Raw genomic sequence first — 18,078 nt, forward strand, 5'->3', positions numbered from 1 at the left:
TACGTGCGTACTATCCTCTTGAGGGGATTATAGGGGAGTTTGAGGTCGAGTGAGCAGGAATGTGGCTAAGGTAACAGACTTTAGACCGCTGTGGTTCCTAGTTATGACGGACACCACTTTGGTTTCCAAGCGTTGCGGACACCCCTGTAAGTCCCCTCAAGGAGGCGAGAGTAAGAAAAATATTATATTTTAGCGAAGCTAAAACTTGTAACCTTGAGAAACAAAATCATACCATACCACCCGAAACTTAAAAACTATGCTCGGGAGCTTAGAAAAAATAGTACAAAACCTGAAATTGTACTTTGGCAGAAAATAAAGAGGCGTGCTTTTGGTGTTCAGTTTCATAGGCAAGTTCCTATGTTGAATTATATCGTTGATTTTTACTGTCACGAATTTCGTTTGGCTATTGAAGTTGATGGGAGTAGCCATAATCATAAGGTTTTATATGATGCTAAACGACAGCAAGAATTGGAAGCTTATTGTGTTACTTTTTTGAGGTTTTCTAATGCGGAGGTTATGCAAGAGATGTTTAGTGTGCTATTGGTTATTGAGGAACGGGTTGAGTTGTTGCGGGGTGAGTATTCCTAGAGAAGCCTTTGATCATAGTCATGACGGACAGGCCTGTATTTTCCAGGCGTTGCGGACACCCCTGTTGGCTGCGCCAGGTACCTTCAATGAAAACGATGTTTCCATTTCGGTAATCCTCAAGGGGACAGGTGGGTGGTACTTTTTTTTGGTATTTGGTTTAGGGGAGTGATTGGACTACTCTTGATGTTTACATGATACCCGTTTTGAAAGCACGTGCGTACTATCCTCTTGAGGGGATTATAGGGGAGTTTGCGCCTGAGTGAGCAGGAATGTCGCTAAGGTAACAGCATTTAGACCTCTGTGGTTTCTAGTTATGATGGACACCCCTGTGGTCCCCTCAAGGGGACAGGTGTGCGGTACTTTTTTGCGGCTTTTGGTTTAGGGGAGTGATTCGACTACTCTTGATGTGTACATGATTATCGTTTTGAAACCACGTGCGGTACTATCCCCTTGAGGGGATTATAGGGGTGTAAGGACTGAGTGAAAAGGAAAGTAATGAATGTTTTTGATGCTTATGAGGTTTATCAAAAAAAATCTCAGATTAAATTTAACCTGAGATTTTAAAAATGATATCATTTATGAAATGGCGCTTTATTTCTTAAACTTCCACCACGGTTTTTTCGTGTCTTCAACCTTTCCATAGCCATAACCACCGTAGCCATAACCGTAGCCTTTTTTAGGATCAGCGCCGTTCATGACCATTGCCATGTTAGGTAGGCGTTTTTCAGTGTATAGTTGTTGTGGAACATCTAATAAACGCTTGTCTAAATAATTGGCGCGAGTGATGTATAGAAATAAATCGGCTTTTGGTGCAATTTGCAGGGTGTCGGTGACCAGGGTTACTGGTGCGGTATCTACAATAATGAAATCGTAGTGTTGCTTGCTATAGGCTAAAATTTCATCTAAACGGCCATTCATAAGGAGTTCGGCAGGGTTTGGAGCAATCACCCCCGATTGAATGATATCGAAGCCCCACTCTTGATGTTCTATAATGTCTTCGGGTGTTACTGATTCATCAGCCAAGTATTCGGTAAGGCCTTTGTTTTTTGAACTAATATTTAGATACTCCGCTACTTTAGGTTTGCGTATATCAGCACCAATAAGTAAGACCTTTTTATCGGTCATGGCATATACGGTCGCTAAGTTGATCGTGATAAACGTTTTACCTTCTCCGGGTAGAGTAGAGGTGACAAAAATGGTTTTGCCTGTATGATCAACATGGCCCAGCATAAAATTAAGATTGGTTCTTAACATTCTAAAAGCTTCTGCCATACTGCCACGATCTTCCTTAACCAACATGCGATCATTTTTAGAGGTTGTAGGGATAGCTCCCATAAAAGGCGCTTTTACTAAAGCTTCTAGCTCTTTCTGGGTGTGTACTTTGTTGTCTAAAAGGTTGCTTAGAAAGATTACGGCGATAGGAATCATAAAACCTAACAAAATAGCAGTTAAAAAAATCATTTTTCTGTTAGGACTTACAGGGTACAAGTTACTTTCCGCCTTATCAATTAATTTGGCATTTGGTGCCGTTACCGCCATTGAAATGGCATTTTCCTCCCGTTTTTCTAATAGGAAAAGATATAAGGTTTCAATAATTTGTTGCTGACGTAAAATATCTCTAAACTCACGTTCTTGTTTTGGTGCTGAGGCTATGCGGTTATCTAATAAACGTTCTTGGGCTTTAGCGTCGTTAAGTGCTATTTTTAAACTGGATTTAAAATTTTCAAGGCCTCTTAGAATACTTTCTCGAATTTGTTCAAGTTGATTATCTAAGTTTATGATAACTGGATTTTTATCACCCGTACTTTTTGAAATGCGCGTGCGTTCTAGGAGTAATGTATTGTATTCACTACTGTTGGAGTTAATATTGGCATCGTTGAGCCCTAGGTTTTCAGGAATCAGGGTGTCGTCAAATTCCTTTAAATGACTTTTAACATAGTCAACCATTTTTAATTGGGTATTGAGCTCGATAATTTTTTTCTCAATTTCGGAGTTTGTAGTTAACACAATACCCGTTTCCGTTTCAATATCAGTGAGTTTGTTTTCGGTTTTAAAGGTTTCTGCGTCTTTATCGACATCCAGTAAATCTTTTTGGATAAGAGCTAAACGTTCCTTTATGAAGACATCTGTGTTATTTCCGATGAGGTTTTTGTATTCAATAGCATCCTTATTGTATTGACGCACCATTTCATCTAGTATGATTTTGGCTTTTTCTTTTTTACGGCTCTGCATCTTTAATTCGATAACACTGGCGTTCGGGCCTAATAATGTTACTTGAATTTGATTTCTAAAGCTTTGCACAACATGCTTTAAAGGCCTTATCGTCACCGTAAAATCATCTTCTGTATTTTGTTTTAAGTCTTTTGGGGTTACGATGGCTTTTATGTTGTTATATTGGAATGGTGCTCCGTAACTATATGCTTTTGTGTGCTCACCTTTTAAATTAGAAACCTGAAATTGAGACTCAGAAATCATTTTAATTTTAAACGCTGTGCTTTGGTCAAATAAAATAGAGTCAGGTGTTAAATAATGAATATTAAAAGGGAGCTCTCTTTTTAGAAGTTCAGCGCGCTTAATGTTACCTTCCTTAAAGTAAGATATATTGAGATTAAGGTTTTTAGAAACTTGTTCCATGAGGCTTCTTGATTCTAATATGGTAATCTCATTCGCGATATTTTTTTGATTACCTCCAATACCCAGCTCTTCAAAAACTGCTAATTCGGGAGCCGCCTCTTGGGCATCATCTTCAATGAGTATGGTGGTTGCTACCTCATAAACATTAGGCGTGTAACGTAAGTATAAAAAAGCAGCTAAACCAGCCAGTAGCACACTCAAAATAAACCATTTCCAGTGCAAAGTATATTTTTCAATTTCTTGACGTAGGTTAGTCGTATCGTCCTCGACTACAATAAAATTTTGAGGGGTATTTTGATTTTGCATGATTCTTTAATTAAATAAGTAAGGCTATTACAGCGAGTAGGACTGAAATGGAAGAGAATATCACCGAGGTGTTTGGACCTACAGCAGATGAGTTTATTCGGGTCTTATTAGGCGTCACATAAATAATATCATTCTGTTTCACATAAAAGTAAGGTGACTCTAAAAGATCTTTTTGAGTGAGATCGAGCGTGATGTGTTGTTTTACGCCATTTTCTGTGCGTATTAAAAGCACGGCATCACGTTTTCCATAAATGGTTAAATCTCCAGCAATGGTGATGGCTTCAATAACTGACATGCGTTCATTTAAAACAGATATCGCCCCAGGGTTGTTGACTTCACCTAGAACCGATACTCTAAAATTCTCAAATCGAATATTAATTACAGGATTTGTGAGGTACTGTTCTAGTTCAGTTTCTAATTTTGAGGTTAATGCTTTAGTACTGAGTCCTGCAATATGAATTTTACCTAAAACAGGGATGTTAATATTGCCATCTGGGTCTACCAAATAAGCCTGAGGCTGTGCTGAGGCTACAGCGCCTACAATGGGAGTTTGATATAGGTTAAAAGGTAATGCTGCTTCTGCGTTAGCCGCGGTGATATTGATATAAATTAAATCACCTGCTTGAATTTTTGGCTCACTGAAATTAATTTGTGTTTCTAAATCAGAGCTTTCCAAGCCTTGAAAATATTCAATTTTTTTAGTGGACACACAGGAGCCTAAAAGTAAGGAGCCCATTATTAGTAGGCTGTAGAGAGAAAATAGTCTATGTAATGTTTTTTTCATATTAAGGGATTCATCAATTTTTATTTGTCTTGTTTTAAAGGTGTTTTTTTAGGGTTGAGTTTGTAAAAAACAGCGACAACTATTAAGAATAAGAGTACTAAAATTCCAAGCATAGCAACACTAGGTAATTGGGCGGAAAGGTATATTAAAATAATGGCTAAACCATAATTAAGGCCGCCTAAAATAAGGGCGATTTGGTAATGTGGTAAACCTAAATCCAGTAAAATATGATGGAGGTGGTTTCGGTCGGCTGTAAAAGGATTGGCACCTTGCGATAAACGCACCCCTATAACACGTAACATATCAAAAAAAGGCACCGCTAGAATACCAGTAACCACAAACAGTTTATTTTCAGTTTTAAAGGAAAATAGCTCGTATAAATTGGTGTCGATGGTTAAAAAACGCAGACATAAAAAAGCCAAACAAAATCCTATGATTAGGGAACCTGTGTCTCCCATAAATATTTTGCGCTGATGTGAAAAATTGTATTTTAAAAACGCCATGAGCATACTAACAAGCACCAAGGCCAGTATGATATAGAAATGGAAATCTATTTTAAAATAAATGAGAGCTAGAATGGAGAAGGCGCTAATACCAATCGCTGAGGCCAAACCATCTACACCATCAATTAAATTATAGGCATTAATAATAGTTAAGACGATAATAATGTGCAAGCCATCAATAAGCAGTTGAGGCGTGTCATAAAGCCCTAAAAAGCCATCAAAGGTAGCTTTGTGAAATCCAGGGTGACATAATATGATTACTACCGCAATACTTTCCATTAGTAAGCGGGCCCTTGGGGTAGATACCGACAAGTCGTCTTTAAACCCGATGATAAATACTAAGGTAAGGGCTGCCGCCAGGTTTAGACCAACGGCATCTTGGTCAATATATTTAAATAAAAATAGGTTTAATATCAATGCCACAAAAAAAGCAAGCCCACCCATGGTTGGGGTGGCTTTGGTGTGTGCACTGCGATGCCCAGGTTCCTCATTTAAATTATGGTGATTGACCATAAAAATGATTTTTGGAATCATATAATTCACTAAGCCAAAGGAACCAAAACAACAAATGATGGCTAAGGTTAGTGGATTTGATAAAATATTTGCTAGCATGTTATTTTTCGTTATGCTGAACTTGTTTCAGCATCTTATAATATTTGTAAATATAAATTCTTTATTAAGAGCACCTGAAACACTGTGCCTGACGACAGGCACAGTGTTTCAGGTTTGCTTCGCAGTTTATGATTGATTACTGGCATTTTAATTATTTCTTATAAAACTGACTTAATTTAGAAACATTTTTATAGAGCAGGCTGTACCATCCTCCAATTTGATTCGTGTTCAGTGCTTTATAATCTTCTTTAGATTTTATTATCACATTTTTTAAGCTACGGTTACTAGCCCCACCTATGCGCATATTGGTAATAACCGTAGGCAAATAGCTGAATTTTAAGTGGTGTTCTTTAAAGATGCGCAAAATAAAATCATAGTCTGCCGCTATTTTAAAGTTTAGGTCAAATATACCATGTTTTTTATAAATGTCCCGTTTTAAAAATAGTGTAGGGTGAGCCGGCATCCAACCTTTTTTTAAGAGTTTAGGGGTAAAGGCACAACTTTTCCAATAACGAATCACTTTGTTGGTGTTTTGCTTATCTACATATTGTAAATCGCCATAAACACCATCGGCATTAGAACTTTTAAACTGGGCTGCTATTTGGCTTAACACGGTGGGTGACGCTAAAAAATCATCGGAATGCACAAAACCAATCACCTCGCCTGTGGCGTGCGTAATGCCTTTATTAAGGGCATCGTAAATCCCGCGGTCAGGCTCCGATATAAGCTTAATATGAGCATGCTGTTCCTGTAAGGTTTTAACGGTTTTAAGCGTGCCATCGGTTGAGACCCCATCAATAATAAGGTGCTCAATATGAGGGTAGTTTTGCTCTAAAACCGACTGTATACAGGATGTTATGGCAGCCTCACTGTTGTAAGTTGCGGTAATGATGGTTATTTTCATGGGTGTTAGTCCATTTATAATTTGGTTTCAAAATAGCTTATGGTTTTGGTTAAGCCTTCTTCAAGTTCAATTTGTGGCTTCCAACCGTCGAGTTTTTCTTTAGCCAAACTGATGTCTGGTTGACGTTGTTTCGGGTCGTCTTGCGGCAGTGGCATAAAGATTAATTTAGACTTCGAGTTGGTTAGGCGAATTACGGCTTCTGCCAATTCCAACATGGTAAATTCATTGGGATTCCCAAGGTTTACGGGGCCTAGAAAGTCTGGAGTTGACTGCATCATTCTTATCGTGCCTTCCACCAAATCATCTACATATTGAAAACTACGGGTTTGTGTGCCATCCCCAAAAATGGTAATATCTTCACCACGAAGGGCTTGCATGATAAAATTAGACACCACGCGACCATCGTTAGGGTTCATACGTGGACCATAGGTATTGAAAATCCTAATGATTTTAATGGCAACATCATTTTGGCTATGATAATCCATAAATAAAGTTTCCGCACAACGTTTCCCTTCGTCATAGCAAGAACGTACGCCTATCGGGTTGACGTTCCCCCAATAACTTTCAGGTTGTGGGTGTACGGTTGGATCGCCATAAACTTCAGAGGTAGAGGCTTGTAATATTTTAGCCTTAACACGTTTGGCTAACCCCAGTGTATTGATGGCCCCCATAACCGATGTTTTAATGGTTTTTATGGGGTTATATTGGTAATGTACTGGTGAAGCAGGGCAGGCCATGTTATAAATTTCATCTACTTCTGCAAAAAAAGGCTCGGTAATGTCGTGACGTACTAATTCAAAGTAGGGATTGTCCAATAAATGCACCACGTTTTCCTTGCTACCGGTAAAATAATTGTCTAGGCAAATAACATCATTGCCTTCGTTGAGTAAGCGTTCGCATAAATGGGAACCGACAAACCCGGCACCTCCAGTGACTAAAATTCTTTTCATAATTTATAATTAATTAATATTTCTTTTTCTAATTTTTAAGGCGGGATTGCCTTGATATATATGGTAAGCTTCTAGATTTTTTGTGGCAATAGAACTTACTGCTAATACCGCATGGCTATAAATGGTAACACCAGGACAAACCATTGATTGTGCTCCAATCCATGCGCCTTGGTTTATGGCTATTTTTTCTACCATTAAGTCGAAGGTAGATTTATTGTAATTGTGATTACCGCACAGAAGCATCGCCCCTTGTGAGATACAAACATTATCTTCAATGGTTACCTGTGCTAAATTGTCTATCCAAACATGTTCTCCAATCCATGTGTTTTTACCAATCGATAAAAACCAAGGATACTTAATATTTACTGCAGGCTTTATAACCACCCCCTCTGCTATGCTAGCTCCAAAGCATTTTAGTAAGAAAACTTTTAGTTTAGAAGAAGGGTTTAAAGGATTTATGAAAAACAGCACATTGGTGAAGTACCAAAGCAGCCTTTTTAATTTATTACCGGGTTGATACCAATGGTTATTGTAGTTTGATAAATCTGTTTTCATTTGGTTTATAAAGATAAAATAAACAAGCTATTCAAAAAGCGCTTTGGATTGATTTATAAGCTCCGGGTTTTCTGTGAATTTCTTAGCAAAGCTAAAACTCGCTTGAGACCAAGATTGAAATTCTTTTTCATTCATTTTTGCAAAAAAAAGTATCGCTTTAGTGAAATCATCAATTTGCTCTAAGTTTAAATCAAACCCTAATTTTTCTGTTTTAAGATTTTTCCAAGGCGTGTTTTTAGAAATAATGACCGGACAACCATTTTGCCAAGACTCCATAATGACATGTCCAAAATTTTCATGCTGTGTAGGTAAAAGCAGCACATGTAAATCTCTTAAGGTATCTTTAATTTGCATATTAGGAATAGCTCCCAGATATTCAAAATGGATGTTTTTAGGTAACTTATTTAAAGTTTTAAGACAGTCTTCCCAGTAGTTTATTTCTTCGATCGGACCTATGATTTTAAAATTAATTGAACAGGTTGCTTGTTCCAAAGATTTAATAGCACTTAATAAATTTTTTTTTACAGAGATTCTGGATAGAAAAAAGAGGTTTATGCTGTTTTCTACTTTAGTTTTTACCGGCACTAGATCAGTCATTTTTGCTGAAAGGTTGGGTACAACGTCTATTTTAACTCTTTTACCGAAGTGTTGAATGATTTCATTTTTTTCACTAATATCAGTGGCATGCCATTGTAGCTTATTAGGTAATTTAAAAGCTTTAAATAATTTTAAAAAAAACTTCTTTTTAGTGGGTTTTATGGCTAGAGCTCCTTTGCCTAGCATGCCTCTTGGAGCCATTACTTTTTTAATTGAGCTGTTTCTTGTGAGCCAAAGTGGAATAAGCGTGAAATTTAATGAAAATAAGGAATTGAAATAAATAGCATGTACGGGAATTTCGTTTAGGATACTTCTATAAGTGTTTTTATTTTGATGGTCTTTGTTTAGGTATATTACATGATATCCGTCTTTGGCAATCCATGTATTTAATTCGGTTGGTGGTAAAACTAATTCAGCATCTAAGTCGCTATTGGAAGTTACGACCCAAATATTAAAGGTTTCTTTTAGATGATTGGTCAGGTTTGCCACCGATTGAATGGGGCCTCCAGCTTTATAGGCCGGTAAAAACCAATCTGTAAAAAATAAGATGTTTTTTTTTGAATTAGACATTTACGACGCCATTAATTTTAGCAGACCATTCCTCTAAATTTATTTTATGAGCTAAGGATTTGCTGTTTTTAGAAAGAGTAAAATATTCTTGTTCCGTTAAGTCACTATATTTGAGTAATAAAAGCTTTAACGCCTGGTGATCTTGTGCTTTATAAATACTGCCGTTGAAATTGTTTATTACAAATTGCGAGGCGGCACCAGTTTCTTGTGTCGTAATAATTGGTAAACCTGCTAGAGCAGCTTCATGGACTACAACGCCCCAAGCTTCATATAAGCTAGGTAAAATAAAGGTTCCCGAATTTTCTAGTAACTTAGGTAATGCTTCAGGACTAACAAAAGCCGTGTGTTTAATGTTTTGATGATCAGGAATCGAGCTAGACAGTGGCCCATTGCCGATAATATGAACCTTAAAATTGAACTTTTCTTCATCTATTAAATCTTCTAGTACTTTAAAAAAGAGTTTTAGTCCTTTATGCTCCACTAGGCGACCAATAAATATAAACTGATTCAGGTGTTTGGTTTGTGAAATGTTTTTAAACAAATTTTCGTCGGCGCAATATAAGCCCGTTAAAATACGAGATGCTGAAAAACCTAATTTTTTTGCATAATAGTACTGAGGTAGACCAGCGACCCAAATATTAGAAAAGTAGGGCTTTATGGCTAAGGGGCTTAAAAAACTGGCTATTTTCTGTTTAGGTGATCCTAACCATTGGTTATCCATGCCAGTAATCACAGGGGTTCCTTGTTTTTTAAATGCTTTTGCTATTTTGAGGTAGCGTTTATCGGTCCAACCTGCAACATAGATTAAGTCGGGTTGAAACTTGTTCACGCTTTGCAGTAGGGCATCTGTAGTTAGGTTGTCGGCATTCTGAATATTAATCTTTTTTGTAGAATCAATTTGAAACGGCGCTTCAGGGCTTGGCGCTTTCCTAAATACCAAATAGGTGTTGCCTGCTCGTCCTGCATCGTGTTGCATACAGGCCATCCAGTAGCCGGTTAGTTTGGTGAAAAGTACTAATATTTTCATGGGTTTGGCATCGTTTGTTTTAGGGGTTGGTTTTGTATGGCAAAATATAAAAAGAATAATGGAGTAAAAGGATTCATGGAGGCTGCCATCCAAGATTCGGTTACACCTATCAGCAATACCGTTATAATATAAATTAGAGCGGTAGCTTTTAATTTTGCTTTTTTATAGAGTTTAATAACCATCCAAGCAAAAGCAAGCAAACCAACAATGCCCACATTTAAAAGTAAGGATAAATAGGAACTCCAAATTCCTCCCCAATAACGTTCTCGTACAAGACCAATATACTTGTCCGCATAATCTTTTATGAAATAAGTGTCGTACATAAAGCCTTGACCGTACCAAAAGTGCCTGGTGATTTCTTCCCAAGCTACGCCCCAAACAACGGTGCGACCACTCGCGGTTTCAATGGAGTTTAGCCTTAAATCAATATTAGAACCCACAAAGGTGAGTAAGTCCTGAAGGCTTACAAAGTAAATGGTCAATAGAGCCAAAACCATAAATAAGCTATAAGGAATAATCATTTTGGTGTTAGTAAGCACTTTATTGGCAAGCACATAAAAAATAAGACTGCCGAGGGCTGTTCGGGAGCCTGTCAATAGTATGAGTGCGAAAGTCAAAAACATGTACCCCAACAGGATGGGTTTTTTTATTGAGGTCAACTCCTTACGTTGCTTGAGTAAGTCGATGACCCCATACATAAACACTAGCAACATGCCTAAGCCGTTCGGGTTTCCTGTTAATCCCATAAAACGCCCTACTAAGTAAAAGTTTGGGTTAATGACCAATACCAAATTGATTATGAGGAAGCTTAAAAAAAAATGAAATAGGATAATTGCAATTTTATCTTGCTTGACATAGAGGATGTCGGTAAGCTTAAAAATGGTAAAAGCTACAAAAATATATCCAAGACTTTTTGATAGGGCTTCAAAACCAAGTGGCGAAAACAACAACGTTATTACAAAACTGACAATCACAAAAGGGAGGCTATACCAAGCTAGACTAACTTTACTTATGTTAATCTGGATAAGCACTACCAATGCTAATGCTAGAATAATAAAACGTAAATTGCCATTGTAGGCAAAAGGCCCCGAAAAATTATTGGCTAAAATATAGGTGAGTAAAAAAGCGATTAAGAAAAACTCTAGTTTGTACTTGTATTTTTTTAAAGAAAAAATAATTAGAGCAAATGCTGTGGCTCCTATAAAACCGGTTGCGACCCCTATTATTAAAAATAGAATAGCAGGAATAAAAACACCCTTAAAAGACTTATAATATTTAAAAATGTCTTTCACTAATTATTTCTTTAATTGTTTTTTTTATAGCCAAATCCCAAGTAAAATGTTCTTTAACTTTAACTATAGAATTTCTTTTTAGTTCTTTTATGCTTTTTTCTTTGAGCATAGTAATTTGCTTAATCCCTTCTTGGAGTTCGTCTTTTATATTTAAACCTTTAAGTAATATACCATTCGAACTGCTAACCATTAAACTTACTGCACCTACATCAGTGGCTATAATGGCGCAACCACAAGCCATAGCCTCAAGAATAACTGTAGGCATGCCTTCGGAGTAGCTTGGACAGATTAAAACATCGGCATTTGTTAATTTTTGTTTTATAAAATCACTATCTCGTATAGTTCCAAAGTAAACCACTTGATCATGAATGAGTTGCTTATCTATCGGTATAGGGCCAATAAATTCAACCTCATAATTTAGATTGTCTATGGTGCTTTTTATAACGTCATGAAATTCTTCAATGCCTTTGCGTCTTTCGTATCGTCCTATAAAAATTAATTTTAGTTTTTTCTTTGGTGTTTGCGTTTCTATTTGGCTGGTAGGTTGAATCCAGTTCGCTTCAATGGCATTAGGAAGCACTTTAATACTATTTTTTTTTGCACCATTGTCTAATAAAAGCGTTGTTAGTTTTCCTCCTAAAGACACTTGTTTATTAGATTTTTTAATAATGGTATGGGCAGGAAGCCTTAATAAAAACTGTTCTAATTTATTTTTTAAATTAATTGAGGTTTGAAACATTTCTAAACCATGTAGATTAGAAATTAGGTTTTTACAAAATGGGTCCTTTTTTAGAAAATACCAAGAAGTAAACCCTTGCGCGTAAATAATATGAGGCTCTTTTGTTTTACTGACTGATCTGTATAACCTTTTTGAAAATAAATAAGAATTATATATATAGTGACCAGGGAACTTTCGGCTTTTAGGATAAGGAACTATTATAAAATTAATATAATTTAATTCGTCTTCACTATAATAGTCGGTTAGTGTGATGTCATTAGTATCTGTAGGATGATAAACATCTACATTAATTTTATTCATGGCAAAATACTTTGCTAAAAAATAGGAGTGTTTTTGAATTCCTCCAATAACAAAAGGGTAGATGCTATTTGTAATTAGTGCTATTTCCATTTTGTTATCTTATGTCCTAATTCTTTTTCTAAGTTTAAAATATCTTCTTCAAAATACTTATTAGTATAATTATCAATATCATCTTTTGAAAGTCTATTAACTGGTTTTGTAAATATTTTTTTTACAAAAACCTTAATATTTTGATGAGAGTTAATATAAGACCTTATTGTTTTAACAAAGAAGTTCGACCCATAAATAAAATTGAGTACAGAATGTCTAGGAAGGTTACCTTTGTTAGCGTGTTGATCTGTATCAAAATTAAAATCGGTTGAGATATTTAAAAAACTACATATATCATTAATAATTTTATTTTTTTTATCTGATATAAAATCTTCAAAAATAATTAGTTTCACATTTTCTGAACCAAAAATTTCTTTATAATTAGAGTAAGATTGATGATACTTACTCCACTTGATATAATTTGATTCAATTTCTCCTTTAAACTCCTTTTCTAAGTGGTCGCTAAAATTATACTTAGTCCACTCTTTAAAAGTATTTTGATTAAACTTTTTATACATATTATACGCTGAGTAAGCTCTCTTTACTGGCTGTCTAACTAACATAATTATTTTAATATCTTGACCTAAAAGTGAATGTATTTTTTCTGGTATTTCAGAATTATCCATATATCCTGGGTCTGTTTCTCCGCTAATAGAAAATGTATTGCTGATATTTACAGTAAAAAAATTATTTAGATACCAAGAAAGCCCTTTATTATAATGATGTGAAAAAAAACGAGTTTCTTTTTTTTGGGGTAAATATACTTCTGGATGATTTTTGAAAATTTCGTAAAAGGTTGTTGTTCCAGCTTTTTGAGCGCCAACTACGAAAAAGCTAGGTTTAATTATTTTTTTTTCTGATGACATAGTTCATGTTTTTATTTTGGACATTAAAATTCTTTTACATTTTTTTTTGATAAACAGAAATTCCAATTGGATCAAAGAATTGTATTTACTCCATTAATAGTAGTAATTTGTCTAATATGAGAGGAATAATTTTAAATTAAGTCTAGTTTTATTTGATTTAACAGTTTATATGAATTTTGTATGGTTGGTGAGGTTTTACTAAAATGAGCAATAGCATAATTTTTTATTCTTATTTTTTCATTTAAACTTGGTTTGGTTAACTCTAATGTTTTAGTAATATCAAGCCCCATGTTATTCGATAATAATAAGGATGAATAATCTCCAATATTATCACTTATGAGTACTTTTAGTCCTCTACTTAAATATTCAGCACATTTAACAGGAGAAGCTACTTTATTAGTGATTTTATTTTCTCGAAACAATATACCATAACTTGAAATGTCTAAGTAACTTGGCACCTCCTTTGGAGGTACAAATTTATGAAAGACCCTATTTGGATATGTATGTTGTAAATCTTCAATATGTGTATTAGACTTAGATATAAAAAACACTTTACAATTTTGATTTTGATTCAAAATTTTAATGATATAAAATTTTATTTTATCAAAAGATTGCCAGTCAGAGTTTCCTCCAACAAAAGAAAGAATTATGTCAGTCTCTACAATATTAAACGTCTCTTTTATTTTTTTTATGTTTTTTAAATTGGGAGGAAGTAAAAAATGATTTGCTACGGTACATGGAATAACCACATGTTCATTTTGTGTGTATTCAAATTCTTGTCTCCAATATTCAACAAGCTTATTGGTTACTGCTATGCGAAAATCACTAGATAAAACAGATCTTCGTTCAAACTCGTTTATTAAGTGTTCTAAACCTGTGTTTGCATAAACGTTATATTCGTTTTGCTCTGCAGTAATAGCACCTCTACCATCATAAATTACTTTTAATTTTTTTGTAGATTGGGCTAAAATAGTAGCAAATATACCTCTACATATAATAGTAGCATTTTTATTAGTAAATACTTGAAGTAAGTATTTGTTTAATTTAAAAAATTTTAGTTTTGGAACAGCAGGAAGTACAATAGCTTCAGGTAATAATTTCTTTATTTTATTTCTATTTGCTCTGTACGAATGAAGACTAATAAAGCAAATAAGAGTTATATTAATACTATTCGTTTTATAAAGTTTAATAACATCTATAACTTGGCTTTGAAAAATACCTCCAACATTTTCATTTAGAGTTAGATAGTATAGTTTAGAATTCATTGTTAATATTTTTTAAAATGCGTTCAGTAGCTTTCCCGTCCCATAATTCAGGAACTTGGCCTTTTTTATAAGTACCGTCTAAGATTTGATCAATATATTTTTGTAACACTTCAAAGTTAAAAGGCACTAAAGTGTTGGTTCCTACTTCTATGGTGCTTGGACGTTCTGTGTTTTCACGCAATGTTAAGCATGGGATTCCTCTAAAGGTTGTTTCTTCTTGAATACCTCCACTATCTGTTAATACCATTTTGGATGTAGCAATAAGCTTTTGGAAATCGAAATAACCTAAAGGTTCTGAAAGAATAATATTGCTTAGTTTGTTGAAATCATCGTCAAAGCCAAAAGATGAAATTCTTGCTCTAGTTCTTGGATGTATAGGGAAAACGACCTTTATTCTTTTATTTAGATATTTTAAGAGTTCAATCATTGTTTTTACCCCATTTTCACTATCTACATTAGATGGACGGTGTAATGTTAATAATACAAAATTGGTATCAATATTTAGTTGTTCTAATATTTTACTTTCTTGTATTTGGTTTTCAAAACCAACCATGGTATCAATCATGGTGTTGCCAACGAAAAATATCTGACCTTTTCTTTTTTCTTCCTCTAAATATTTAATACCACTTTTTTCGGTTACAAAATAATAATCAGCCATTTCATCTACTAAAATCCTATTCCATTCTTCTGGCATTTCTCTATCAAATGAACGTAAGCCACTTTCTAAATGAGCTAGTTTTATTCCTTTTTTATTAGCAACTAGTGAGGCCGCTAACGTGGAATTAACATCACCAGGAACAATCATTAAATCTGGTGTAAAGGTATTATCTATTAAATCTTCTAAAGAGACCATAATGTCGGCCATTTGTTTCACAGGACTTGCTGGTGAAATGTTCAAAAAGTAATCAGGACGTAATTCAAATTGATCAAAAAATACATTAGCCATCTTCTCATCATAATGTTGCCCCGTGTGAACAATTTTAGGTTCCATATTGGGGTACAATTCTTTTGTCAATTTTTTAAATTGAGTTACTTTAATAAAATTGGGACGTGTACCTATTACTATTAGTATTTTCATTAGTTGTTATTTTTTATTATTTTTGATGGTATTCCTGCAATTGAAATGTTATTTTGATTAAATGATTTGTTAACAACAGCATTTGCTCCAATCTTTACGTTATTTCCAATTTTAATATTTCCAAATATTTTTGCTCCTGGACCTATATAACAATTATCACCTATAACAGGAGCTAAGCCGTTGACTTCACCAATATTTACCCCAACATGAATTCTGCAATTAGCACCAATTTTTGTTTTCGTGTTGATTATTATGGGACCATAATGAGCAATTGATAAGCCTGGGCCAACCGTATTTACGGGAATACTGAAAGATAGTTTTTCTGATAACCTTCTATATTTAAAAAGTACCAATGTTTTTTTAATTAACCTTATAAAGTTACGTTCATTATTATGATAATATTCTAATTTTCTTAATGTTATTTGAAACTTGAGTATATTATTTGGGAAAAATAATTCAGAGAAAAAACTGCGGCTATGAATATTTAATTGTTTTTTGTCCTTGTCTATATAGTATATCAGGTCTTTCTTGCTTTTAATTGGTTTGAAAGTATTAATAGTCATTATTTTTTGCCTTTTAAATAGTTTTTAATAGCTTTAAGTCTATAGTTAGGGATGAGAGAGTATAAATATTCTGAAAACTTCACATTAATCATTTTATTTATTAAAATTTTCCAGAATGGATATAAGGTTATAATCATAAAAATTGATTGAGACGAAGCAACTCCATAAATCCCATAATAACTGCCTATATATATGAATATAGGAAAGACTACTAAAGATAATAAGTGCCAATAGAACTCTAATTTTGTTCGACCAGTAGCTATAATTAAACAACCTATTGGGTTATTAATTGATTTAAGATACATATATATACATAATATTTGTACTAGAGGTGATATATATTTAAATGCTTCACCATATAAAACGGTAACAATTACATGGGCTAATAGTGCTAGTATTAAATACGCGGAAAAGTTTAGAGTTGAAACAAAGTTTAATAATTTTAAATAATTTCTCCGTAAGATTTGGTTATCATTTTGGTAAATGGCTAATGAAGGGGTTGCTACCTTTGTTAAAACAGGGTTAATTAAGGAAGTAGGCCTGAGAACTAGCTGTTTAGCTAAGCTATACCCTCCTAAAATTTCTGTACCTAACAATTTTCCAATAAGTAAGGTGTCTAAGTCTTTGTTGAAATAATTAATGATTTGCCCACTTACTTGGAAGGCCCCAATTTTGAGAAAGCGTTTAGTTTCTGTAAATTTAAAATGTAAAATTAGTTCGTTTTTTTTTATACCAACAAATAAGTAAATTAGGTTTGAGCAGAGAAATTGTGTTAATGCGGAATAGACTAAAGTATAAACACCAAAACCTTTAAGCGCTAAAATAATTGCTAGAACTAGGGCGATAATAGCACTTACGATATCTATTATTGAAATTAGTTTAAAATTAAGGTGCTTTAGTTCTATAGTTTTGAATTGTCTCCCCAAAGCAGAAAAAATGAGACCTAAACTCATTAAATTAAGTAGTGTTTTTAGTTCAGTTTCTTCGTAAAATACAGAAACAGGAGAGGATATTGTGATAATAAACAATAAGAGAATAATACTAAAACAAAAATTTAACCAATATAGGCTTGCATATTCTTTTTTTGTGATATTTTGCACATGTAGAATGGCAGTGGTAATGCCCATATCCATAAATAGATTTATAAATCCTAAAACTACAGTAACTATAGCCATTAAACCAAAATCTTCTTTTTCTAAATATCTTGTAAGTATAGATAGCTTAACTAATGAAGTAAGGGCTATTATAATGGTACTTAATGTGGTCCATTTTGTGCCGGTTATAGTTTTTTGTTTAATGTTTTTCATTAAGATAATTATACATCAATTAACATTGATTTTATAAAACTTCTTCAAACGTTCACTTTTTTATTGCAAAATTGCAGTCTATTCTCTTACTATTTATGTCGAATTCCAAAGTGGTATATGAATAAATTCTTATTTTTCTGGGGAGAAATATGAACGTTTCGCTAAGATGATATTTTTTCTTTTTTAAAGTCTAGAGATGTTTTTTTTGCTTGACCTGCCATATGTTCTAAAGAAAAATCCATGACAGTATAGGTCAGTTTATAGGCGCCAATTTAAGTATTAAAAAATAAAAAATGTCTTGAGAGGAACCTAAATAACACCAAGAGTACGGACTTGTTTTTCTACAGAGGCAATTATTTAAAGAAAACTCTCTATTTCTTTTTATCAATTTTTTGGTACTATCATTAGGGTTACAATCCATAGTTAGCTCCAATTTTTTCAAGCTTCATAATGTGTGTCTTAATCTACTTTACAAAAAATAGTGTAAGGATTTTAGACTTTTTACTATAATATTATGTGATGCGATATCAGCTTTAGTTAATGGGGAT

The 18,078-nt window shown here is 34.0% G+C and carries 16 protein-coding genes; 1 reads left to right on the forward strand and 15 read right to left on the reverse strand.

The genetic code is table 11. The features are described 5' to 3' along the window. The first annotated feature begins 213 nt into the window (after nucleotides 1-213). On the forward strand, nucleotides 214-588 hold the full coding sequence (locus F6U93_RS09595; protein ID WP_150939209.1) for an endonuclease domain-containing protein: 375 nt from the start codon (nucleotides 214-216) through the stop codon (nucleotides 586-588). A 591-nt stretch (nucleotides 589-1,179) separates the two neighbouring features. Here the strand turns inward: F6U93_RS09595 and F6U93_RS09600 are convergent. The 15 genes from F6U93_RS09600 to F6U93_RS09670 all read right to left on the reverse strand — a co-directional run bounded on the left by F6U93_RS09600 (nucleotide 1,180) and on the right by F6U93_RS09670 (nucleotide 17,530). Beyond that, complete coding sequence (locus F6U93_RS09600; RefSeq protein ID WP_150939211.1) at nucleotides 1,180-3,528, reverse strand: GumC family protein; 2,349 nt, start codon at nucleotides 3,526-3,528, stop codon at nucleotides 1,180-1,182. Between the two features lie 10 nt (nucleotides 3,529-3,538). Next, nucleotides 3,539-4,312: a polysaccharide biosynthesis/export family protein gene (locus tag F6U93_RS09605; protein WP_150939213.1), complete on the reverse strand. Its 774-nt coding sequence runs from the start codon at nucleotides 4,310-4,312 to the stop codon at nucleotides 3,539-3,541. Nucleotides 4,313-4,332: 20 nt separating this feature from the next. Then, a complete protein-coding gene (locus F6U93_RS09610) occupies nucleotides 4,333-5,427 on the reverse strand; it encodes an MraY family glycosyltransferase (protein WP_150939215.1) in 1,095 nt (364 codons plus the stop codon). A gap of 151 nt (nucleotides 5,428-5,578) precedes the next feature. Beyond that, nucleotides 5,579-6,331: a glycosyltransferase family 2 protein gene (locus F6U93_RS09615; protein ID WP_150939217.1), complete on the reverse strand. Its 753-nt coding sequence runs from the start codon at nucleotides 6,329-6,331 to the stop codon at nucleotides 5,579-5,581. A gap of 14 nt (nucleotides 6,332-6,345) precedes the next feature. Continuing rightward, the gene (locus F6U93_RS09620) at nucleotides 6,346-7,281 is read right to left on the reverse strand and encodes a UDP-glucuronic acid decarboxylase family protein (protein WP_150939219.1); all 936 of its coding nucleotides are present in this window, start codon (nucleotides 7,279-7,281) and stop codon (nucleotides 6,346-6,348) included. Between the two features lie 9 nt (nucleotides 7,282-7,290). Then, entirely contained in the window at nucleotides 7,291-7,836 is a 546-nt protein-coding gene (locus tag F6U93_RS09625) for a WcaF family extracellular polysaccharide biosynthesis acetyltransferase (RefSeq protein WP_150939221.1), read from the reverse strand. A gap of 27 nt (nucleotides 7,837-7,863) precedes the next feature. Further along, nucleotides 7,864-9,003, reverse strand: coding sequence for a glycosyltransferase family 4 protein (locus F6U93_RS09630; RefSeq protein WP_150939223.1), 1,140 nt, complete (start codon nucleotides 9,001-9,003; stop codon nucleotides 7,864-7,866). Continuing rightward, the gene (locus tag F6U93_RS09635) at nucleotides 8,996-10,030 is read right to left on the reverse strand and encodes a glycosyltransferase (RefSeq protein ID WP_150939225.1); all 1,035 of its coding nucleotides are present in this window, start codon (nucleotides 10,028-10,030) and stop codon (nucleotides 8,996-8,998) included. The genes F6U93_RS09630 and F6U93_RS09635 overlap by 8 nt, the downstream gene beginning before the upstream one ends. Continuing rightward, nucleotides 10,027-11,322: an O-antigen ligase family protein gene (locus F6U93_RS09640; protein WP_150939227.1), complete on the reverse strand. Its 1,296-nt coding sequence runs from the start codon at nucleotides 11,320-11,322 to the stop codon at nucleotides 10,027-10,029. The genes F6U93_RS09635 and F6U93_RS09640 overlap by 4 nt, the downstream gene beginning before the upstream one ends. After that, entirely contained in the window at nucleotides 11,306-12,451 is a 1,146-nt protein-coding gene (locus tag F6U93_RS09645; RefSeq protein ID WP_150939229.1) for a glycosyltransferase family 4 protein, read from the reverse strand. Before F6U93_RS09645 ends, F6U93_RS09640 begins: the two co-directional genes overlap by 17 nt. Further along, complete coding sequence (locus F6U93_RS09650; protein ID WP_150939231.1) at nucleotides 12,442-13,317, reverse strand: sulfotransferase family protein; 876 nt, start codon at nucleotides 13,315-13,317, stop codon at nucleotides 12,442-12,444. The genes F6U93_RS09645 and F6U93_RS09650 overlap by 10 nt, the downstream gene beginning before the upstream one ends. Nucleotides 13,318-13,448: 131 nt before the next feature. Continuing rightward, on the reverse strand, nucleotides 13,449-14,582 hold the full coding sequence (locus F6U93_RS09655) for a glycosyltransferase family protein (RefSeq protein WP_150939233.1): 1,134 nt from the start codon (nucleotides 14,580-14,582) through the stop codon (nucleotides 13,449-13,451). Further along, nucleotides 14,572-15,660 carry a non-hydrolyzing UDP-N-acetylglucosamine 2-epimerase gene (gene wecB, locus F6U93_RS09660; RefSeq protein ID WP_150939235.1) on the reverse strand — a complete coding sequence of 363 codons (1,089 nt, stop codon included), beginning with the start codon at nucleotides 15,658-15,660 and terminating at the stop codon, nucleotides 14,572-14,574. The genes F6U93_RS09655 and wecB overlap by 11 nt, the downstream gene beginning before the upstream one ends. Further along, nucleotides 15,660-16,223, reverse strand: coding sequence for a serine O-acetyltransferase (locus tag F6U93_RS09665; protein WP_150939237.1), 564 nt, complete (start codon nucleotides 16,221-16,223; stop codon nucleotides 15,660-15,662). The genes wecB and F6U93_RS09665 overlap by 1 nt, the downstream gene beginning before the upstream one ends. Next, nucleotides 16,223-17,530 carry an MOP flippase family protein gene (locus F6U93_RS09670; protein ID WP_150939239.1) on the reverse strand — a complete coding sequence of 436 codons (1,308 nt, stop codon included), beginning with the start codon at nucleotides 17,528-17,530 and terminating at the stop codon, nucleotides 16,223-16,225. Before F6U93_RS09670 ends, F6U93_RS09665 begins: the two co-directional genes overlap by 1 nt. Nucleotides 17,531-18,078: the final 548 nt, after the last annotated feature.

The sequence above is a fragment of the Pseudotamlana haliotis genome, from assembly GCF_008806375.1.
In the GTDB taxonomy this organism is placed as follows: domain Bacteria; phylum Bacteroidota; class Bacteroidia; order Flavobacteriales; family Flavobacteriaceae; genus Pseudotamlana; species Pseudotamlana haliotis.

Coding starts and splice junctions, on each gene's coding strand:
- F6U93_RS09600 (WP_150939211.1), bottom strand. CDS start 3,528: ATGCAAAATCAAAATACCCCTCAAAATTTTATTGTAGTCGAGGACGAT.
- F6U93_RS09605 (WP_150939213.1), bottom strand. CDS start 4,312: ATGAAAAAAACATTACATAGACTATTTTCTCTCTACAGCCTACTAATA.
- F6U93_RS09610 (WP_150939215.1), bottom strand. CDS start 5,427: ATGCTAGCAAATATTTTATCAAATCCACTAACCTTAGCCATCATTTGT.
- F6U93_RS09615 (WP_150939217.1), bottom strand. CDS start 6,331: ATGAAAATAACCATCATTACCGCAACTTACAACAGTGAGGCTGCCATA.
- F6U93_RS09620 (WP_150939219.1), bottom strand. CDS start 7,281: ATGAAAAGAATTTTAGTCACTGGAGGTGCCGGGTTTGTCGGTTCCCAT.
- F6U93_RS09625 (WP_150939221.1), bottom strand. CDS start 7,836: ATGAAAACAGATTTATCAAACTACAATAACCATTGGTATCAACCCGGT.
- F6U93_RS09630 (WP_150939223.1), bottom strand. CDS start 9,003: ATGTCTAATTCAAAAAAAAACATCTTATTTTTTACAGATTGGTTTTTA.
- F6U93_RS09635 (WP_150939225.1), bottom strand. CDS start 10,030: ATGAAAATATTAGTACTTTTCACCAAACTAACCGGCTACTGGATGGCC.
- F6U93_RS09645 (WP_150939229.1), bottom strand. CDS start 12,451: ATGGAAATAGCACTAATTACAAATAGCATCTACCCTTTTGTTATTGGA.
- F6U93_RS09650 (WP_150939231.1), bottom strand. CDS start 13,317: ATGTCATCAGAAAAAAAAATAATTAAACCTAGCTTTTTCGTAGTTGGC.
- F6U93_RS09655 (WP_150939233.1), bottom strand. CDS start 14,582: ATGAATTCTAAACTATACTATCTAACTCTAAATGAAAATGTTGGAGGT.
- wecB (WP_150939235.1), bottom strand. CDS start 15,660: ATGAAAATACTAATAGTAATAGGTACACGTCCCAATTTTATTAAAGTA.
- F6U93_RS09665 (WP_150939237.1), bottom strand. CDS start 16,223: ATGACTATTAATACTTTCAAACCAATTAAAAGCAAGAAAGACCTGATA.
- F6U93_RS09670 (WP_150939239.1), bottom strand. CDS start 17,530: ATGAAAAACATTAAACAAAAAACTATAACCGGCACAAAATGGACCACA.